Origin of the sequence: Protofrankia sp. Cj3 (assembly GCF_917627355.1) — a bacterium.
GTDB lineage: Bacteria > Actinomycetota > Actinomycetes > Frankiales > Frankiaceae > Protofrankia.
Map to the genome: position 1 here is coordinate 9600 of NZ_CAKJTR010000118.1, position 5878 is coordinate 15477.

The 5878-nt window shown below is 62.5% G+C and carries 6 protein-coding genes and 1 pseudogene; 5 read left to right on the top strand and 2 right to left on the bottom strand.

All coding sequences use genetic code 11. The annotated features are described in order from the left end of the window. The 5 genes and pseudogenes from MJ783_RS15790 to MJ783_RS15810 form a co-directional block, all read left to right on the top strand. Nucleotides 1-1373 (top strand): annotated as a pseudogene (locus MJ783_RS15790) (hypothetical protein); the annotation flags it as partial. Between the two features lie 155 nt (nucleotides 1374-1528). Beyond that, on the top strand, nucleotides 1529-1852 hold the full coding sequence (locus MJ783_RS15795) for a multidrug efflux SMR transporter (RefSeq protein ID WP_239311206.1): 324 nt from the start codon (nucleotides 1529-1531) through the stop codon (nucleotides 1850-1852). 229 nt (nucleotides 1853-2081) lie between these two features. Then, the gene (locus MJ783_RS15800; RefSeq protein ID WP_239311207.1) at nucleotides 2082-2546 is read left to right on the top strand and encodes a flavodoxin family protein; all 465 of its coding nucleotides are present in this window, start codon (nucleotides 2082-2084) and stop codon (nucleotides 2544-2546) included. Between the two features lie 450 nt (nucleotides 2547-2996). After that, complete coding sequence (locus tag MJ783_RS15805; RefSeq protein WP_239311208.1) at nucleotides 2997-3452, top strand: ricin-type beta-trefoil lectin domain protein; 456 nt, start codon at nucleotides 2997-2999, stop codon at nucleotides 3450-3452. A gap of 786 nt (nucleotides 3453-4238) precedes the next feature. Then, nucleotides 4239-4538, top strand: a complete 300-nt coding sequence (locus MJ783_RS15810) for a hypothetical protein (RefSeq protein ID WP_239311209.1) — start codon at nucleotides 4239-4241, stop codon at nucleotides 4536-4538. Between the two features lie 128 nt (nucleotides 4539-4666). Here MJ783_RS15810 and MJ783_RS15815 read toward each other — a convergent pair whose 3' ends face one another. Both MJ783_RS15815 and MJ783_RS15820 read right to left on the bottom strand, forming a co-directional pair. Beyond that, on the bottom strand, nucleotides 4667-4981 hold the full coding sequence (locus MJ783_RS15815) for a 4a-hydroxytetrahydrobiopterin dehydratase (protein ID WP_239311210.1): 315 nt from the start codon (nucleotides 4979-4981) through the stop codon (nucleotides 4667-4669). 11 nt (nucleotides 4982-4992) lie between these two features. Beyond that, a partial coding sequence (locus MJ783_RS15820) for a transcriptional regulator (protein WP_239311211.1) occupies nucleotides 4993-5878 on the bottom strand: 886 nt, incomplete at its 5' end.

Consider the following 5878-nt stretch of genomic DNA (forward strand, 5'->3'; position numbering starts at 1 on the left):
TGGTCTATCTGGCCGGGTTGAGCACGGCATTGGACGAGGGGGATGCGTGGAGCGCGGCGCAGAGCGAGGAGCTTGAAGGAATTCTGCTCAGGCAGACCACCCAGAACGGTGTCCTCGCAGCGGACGGGGCTTGCAATTTTGCCGGCGCGGACAGATCTGACCAGCCACTGCTGCGGATTGTCATAGCCAATGGCGGATCGCGTATGAGCAGCGCGGTCGACGTGGTCAGGAAGAACCTCGTACCGCTCTTCACGGACCGGAGCGTGGTCGGCGTCCTGGGCCTGGACCGCAGCATCCCGGAGACTGAGGACGCCATCGCGGAACTGGGGCGGAACGGCATCCCAGTAATGGCGACAACATTGTCGGGGGATGGGATGGCTGACTTCTCTCCACTGTATTTCCAGCTGGTGCCGACGAACAAGAAGGAGGCGCAGCTGGTGGCGAGGTACGCAACCTATCTGAAAAAAACTCGGGTGCTCGTCTCCTACCGATACGAGGATACTGTAGAACCCAAGGACAGGTACGTATCGACCTTGGTAGATGATTTGAAGGAGGAATTAAAAGAGAAGTACCATGACCGGGCGTGGACGGCTCGGAGCCAGCCGGGATCCAGTAGTGAATCCTGCGAGGGGGGTGATACCGTACTTTTTTACGCGGGCCGCCATGAGGATTTCGCGAAATTCGTTAACTACGTCCACGGCCAGTGCAAAGATGTGCCGATCGTCGCTGACGACGCGGTATCCCGTGTCATCGCTGTCACCGGCTCCTCCGATGCCGCCACGCCGGAGACCAGCAGGATTCCCGCGGGCGTGACAGTCGATTACGTCTCCAAGGCCAGTGCGGTCGTCCTCGCTGGTCAGGATTGTTTCAGGGGTATTTACAAACCTGACAACAATCCGGGTCAAGGGGCTATGGCGAATTTCTGCACGGACTTGGGTGAGCTCTACAAGAACAGGTTGCCGGAGCTGTTGTCAGGAGGCGACGGGCAGCCGCAGCCGGTCCCGGGACTGCGGTGGCCGGGTGAGCGAGTCGGCCTCGCCTATGATGCTGTCGGCTTGTTTCTGCGTGCGGCGAGCGCGCCCAAAGGCTACCCGGAGAGATTAGGGAGGTTCACGCCGAGCCCATCCTCGGTCGGTCAGCAACTGCGGGACATCACCGGCTCCCAGCGGGACCCGGAGTACGCCACGGTGACAGCGGATTTCGATTTCAGGGGCGCCCGAGTGGCCGACAACAGGGAACTGGCCGTGCTGGAGGTGCCTGATGTCCGCAGATCGGCTGCCACACCCACCTGCGTGTATCTGCTCAGAGATAACAACAGACTGTTCGGAAAAGACTGTCTGGCCGTGCAGCAGTCGGCGGCCTTGTCGCGGTGAGGGGCGGTGAGGGGCTGACCGGGCGGGGCGAGCCGGAATAATGATCTCAAACAGGCGCTGAGCACAGTCCCGCCGATCAACAGCGGTATCCGTGCGGGGCCGCGGAACAGGTTCTCAAGGGCACCTGGCACGGGTACGGTTCAGGGGTGGCCGGGGTGGTGGTCGTGCAGTTGGTCGCGGCGATCGCGGTCGAGGTCATCGCCACTACGTCGTTGCGGGCGTCCGACGGCTTCACCCGCCTGTGGCCGTCGGTCGTCGTGTGCGCCTGCTATCCGTTGTCGTTCTACCTGCTGTCCCTGGTGTTGCGTCAGATCTCGATTGGAGTCGCCTACGCGGTGTGGTCAGCCGTCGGTACCGCGGCTATTGTGATTATTGGCATCGTCGTCTACGGGGAGCCCCTGACCACGGTCAGGATCATCTCGCTCCTGCTCGTCGTACTTGGTGTCCTCGGCCTGCAGCTCGGCGGAATCCGCCGGTGATCTGTTCGTCCATGCGGCGGAGCCGAAGTCTTTGGGCGTGCCTGTTCAGAGGCCCAAGATTGTAGTCTGTGCCATGACCGCGGGTATGTCTCGATCAAGTCTCATGGCACGTCCCTTCTGATTGTCTCATCGGGAACTGGGGCCGCCGCGCCTGGACCGCACGATATGCTGCCGCCCTGTTCTCCGGGAGAGGGAAGGCAAGGCGATAAGGCAAAGGAGATGCGGTAGGATGGCCCCGATGCCGACACTACTCGTTGTTCACCATACGCCGTCGCCGACAATGCAGGCCATGCTTGAGGCGGTAATAGCAGGGGCGCGGGATGACACCATCGAGGGCGTAACGGTGGAGGTGCGGCCGGCGCTGGCCGCCACGGCGGTTGATGTACTGGCAGCGGATGCCTATCTGCTGGGGACTCCCGTGAACATCGGATATATGTCCGGGGCGCTCAAACATTTCTTTGACCAGATCTACTACCCCGTGCTCGAGGCGACCATCGGCCGACCGTATGCGTTGTACGTTCACGGCAACTCTGACACCACTGGCGCGGTCCGCGGGGTCGAGACGATTGCCACCGGGCTGAAGTGGAAACGCCTGCGTGAGCCCCTGTCGGTTGTCGGCGAGGTGGACGCCGCCGTGCGCGAGGCTTGCTGGGAGCTTGGAGCAACGGTCGCGGCCAACCTGATGCCCGCGTGACCTGGACGTCTGAGGCTCAGGCCGGTCCAGAGTGAGCGATGAACCAGTCAGTGATCTCGCTAGGCCACTCTGTGGAGATCCGAGAATCCGCCGGCGGTTGGCCAACGTGTCCGCGGCCAGCTCCCGGGCCAGGTGTGCTGCGGACAGGGTGCGTGCCGCCACCATCCTCATCACCGAGCTCCTCGGCCAGTCCACCGACATCACCCGCCGTTACACCACGCACTGTTATTGCTACGCTACGCATTGCTGGCGCGTTTCGTGCATGACCTGTTTCATTGTGCGATGATGTGACATCCGCTATAGGGGCCAATGGGCAGTATTAGCTGATTAGGTGCTAGTTCCACCCGCGGCCCCGGACAGCGGATGAAGGCCCGAAGCCGGCCGCCTGTGCCGGCTTCGGGCTGCGCCACGCGTATCTGGCCTTACGGGTTGTCACCGAGGAGGAAGACCGTGCGTAAGAGGCTCGTCGCAAGAATCCTGCCGGTTCTGATCGTCCCCATCGTCTTTTTGGGGTTCACGGCAAGCAGCGCTTCGGCATTGTCCGGAGGGCCGTGGACCTGGAAGAACACCGCCACGTTGCGGTGCCTGGACAGCAACACCAGCGGCAGCGTCTACACGCTGGGCTGTAACGGCGGTGGCTACCAGCTGTGGACCAACACCCCGCTTACCTACGGGGACCAGATCAAGGACTATCAGACCGGCCGGTGCCTGGACAGCAATGCCAATGGCAGTGTCTACACGCTGGGCTGCAACGGTGGCAGTTACCAGCAGTGGAAAGTCACCTATAAGGGCACGTACGGGTACGAGATTAAGAACGTGGCGACAGGATTCTGCTTGGACAGCAATGCCAGCGGCAGCGTCTACACGCTGGGCTGCAACGGCGGCAACTTCCAGCGCTGGAAATAAACGTCCGAGATTAGGGCTTGCGCCATCACCCTGATGGGTATCCGGGTGTTCTGCGGCGAGAGCCGTCCGCACCCTGCCGATCTCGGCGTTTAACTCCCCGCCCCCGGTTGGCTCAACCAGTCAACCGGGGGTTTCTCCGGTCGGCGGACAAGCTCGACTGTCGTGGTTACGCCACGTTGGTGTCCCAGGCCAGGCTGATGGCGTGGATTTCCATCGCTGTCGGCCGCTCGGGACAAGTGACCTGGGCGGGTTCAAACGGTCGATCGCGTCGACGACGAGCGCCTTGGACCTCGGATCGAGCCCGTTGACCCAGGCCAGGAACTCGTTCGTGACGCGGACTTCCCACTCGTCCACAGGGGAAGTTTAGCAAATTCTCCACCTTGGAGCAGGGTCGGCAGCGCCGAGCCGGCGGCCTTCTGTGCAGCTTGCCATGGTTCCCGATCTTGTGGGCATGTAGCGTGATCGCGCGAGGCGCACGACTTTCGGCAAGTTCTGTGAGCAGAACCGTGGCTAAGGTAGGGGTCGCATATCCACCGTTAGTGTTCGACCCGTCACCATCTATGCCGGATGGCCCATCGGCGGAGGGGACGGTTGCGGCGGCAATTATACGCAAGAATCGCCGCTGAAAACCCGCAACAATTGCACCCCAAGGCCACGAATGGGCCGGCAACCTCGACCCGACCGGACAGGCGAGCGGCCATTTTTTGTCAGTCAAGTCTTGATGGAAATAACAATTTCCCCAATAGTGGATCATGGCCGTTATCGTTACAGCCCGAAGGGAAGGCCGTGGCCACCGTACAAAAGAAGGTCTCCGACATCTCCGGGGAAATGGCGGATGACGAGGAGTTCGGCGCCCTCACCGTCAAAACCCACCCGCTGCTGGATGCGCCCTGCCAGCTCGACATTTTGCCGTCAGAAGTGGCGGCAATGAAGGAAGCGGGGGACATCGTGCTGTGCGCGGTGAGGCTGCCCGGCGAAGACCAGGCCCGCCAATTCGCCGTGACCCTGCCCGAGTTCCGGAAGGTCGTGCCTGACGCGGCACTGGAGAAGGCACGGGGCGTGCGGGGGCGCCGGGCGCGTACCTAATCGCCCACCGCTGGGGCCAGTAATCGCACTCACCAAACCCGTAGTCGCGCCCCTCCCAACGTAACACCGGCATCACGGGGTCCAGAGCCATCGTTGTCTCTGGACCCCTCGCCCATTTGAGGCCGCACTCATCCGGCCGGAATATATTTAGCCATCACGTCCTCGATTCGGGCCACCAGCAAAAAATCGAGTTCCGTAATCTTCTGCCCGGCCGTGTAGGTGGTGAGGCTAAAGTGCAGGGTCTCCCAGCGCAGGTCAATATCTGGATGGTGCTCAAGCTCCTGGGCTGGTCCCATTACGTCGTTGATCGCCTTGACGCTGGTGTAGTAGTCCAGGTGAAAGCTTTTATGAATTTCTTCCCGATCCGGGGCTTTTTCCCAGCCCGGTAGCGCGCTGAGGCGGCGGGTGACTTCCTCGGCCGGTAGCGGGTCGCGTACTCCCATGTCACACCCTCCTACAGTTGGGCGAGCAATTCCTTTACCTCGTGCCCCACCGGATCAGCGTGCCAGGGGGTGAGGTGATGCCAGACGCCCTCCAATTCCTGGCGCAGCCGCGCCGAACTGGTTTCTTGGGCGATGGTGACGGCCTGGCGCACGGCGCCAACCACGGCGTCCGGCTGGTGGGCTTGGGCGGAGGCTACGGCCTGACGCGCCCGGTAAACGCCCGCATCCCGCCGCGCGGTCGTGGGCAGGCCGGTTATCACCTGCTCCCACAGGGCCACCGCCTCCGCGCCGAGGCCAAGCCTGTTGTAGCAGGTGGCGCGCTGGGCCTCGATGTAGCCGGGGGTCCGGCGGCAGGCGTTGTACCAGGGGTAATCGTCATCCACCTGGGGCAGGAGCGCGGCGGCTTTATCCAAAGCGTAATCAGCGCCCCGGCGGTTGCCCATGAGGGCAAAGCCGTGGGCGGATTGTTGCATTGCCTGTACCCGCACCTTCGGGCACAACTCCGTTTCATCCACAAGGGCCGCGCTTGTGAGGTCCAGTGTGCCGGGGCCGTCCTGCTCGTCGGTGCAGATCATGGCCTTATTAGTCAGGGCGTGACGGATAAGCTGGGTATCCCCGACCCGGTGGGCGAGTTCCAGCGTGTGATTCGCCCAATGGGAGGCCGTACCCAAATCCCCGGCGTCCTGGTAAAGCCACGTCACCAGGCCCGCATAGGCGGCGTTAGTGCGCAAGAGCGCCCGCCGTGCATCGCCGCGGGCCACGGTGAGGAGTTGGCGTAGCAACTCCTGTTGTACCAGTACCGAGGGGATCACGGTGTAAGGGCCTAGCGTAGCCTCGGCCGCATAGAAGCTGTCAATTTGTGAGGCGAGGTACTCGATGGCCTCGGGCGCTACTTGC

Bases quoted from the DNA above. Each gene is read 5' to 3' on its own strand.
- MJ783_RS15800 (WP_239311207.1), top strand. From the start codon at position 2,082: ATGGCCCCGATGCCGACACTACTCGTTGTTCACCATACGCCGTCGCCG.
- MJ783_RS15815 (WP_239311210.1), bottom strand. From the start codon at position 4,981: ATGGGAGTACGCGACCCGCTACCGGCCGAGGAAGTCACCCGCCGCCTC.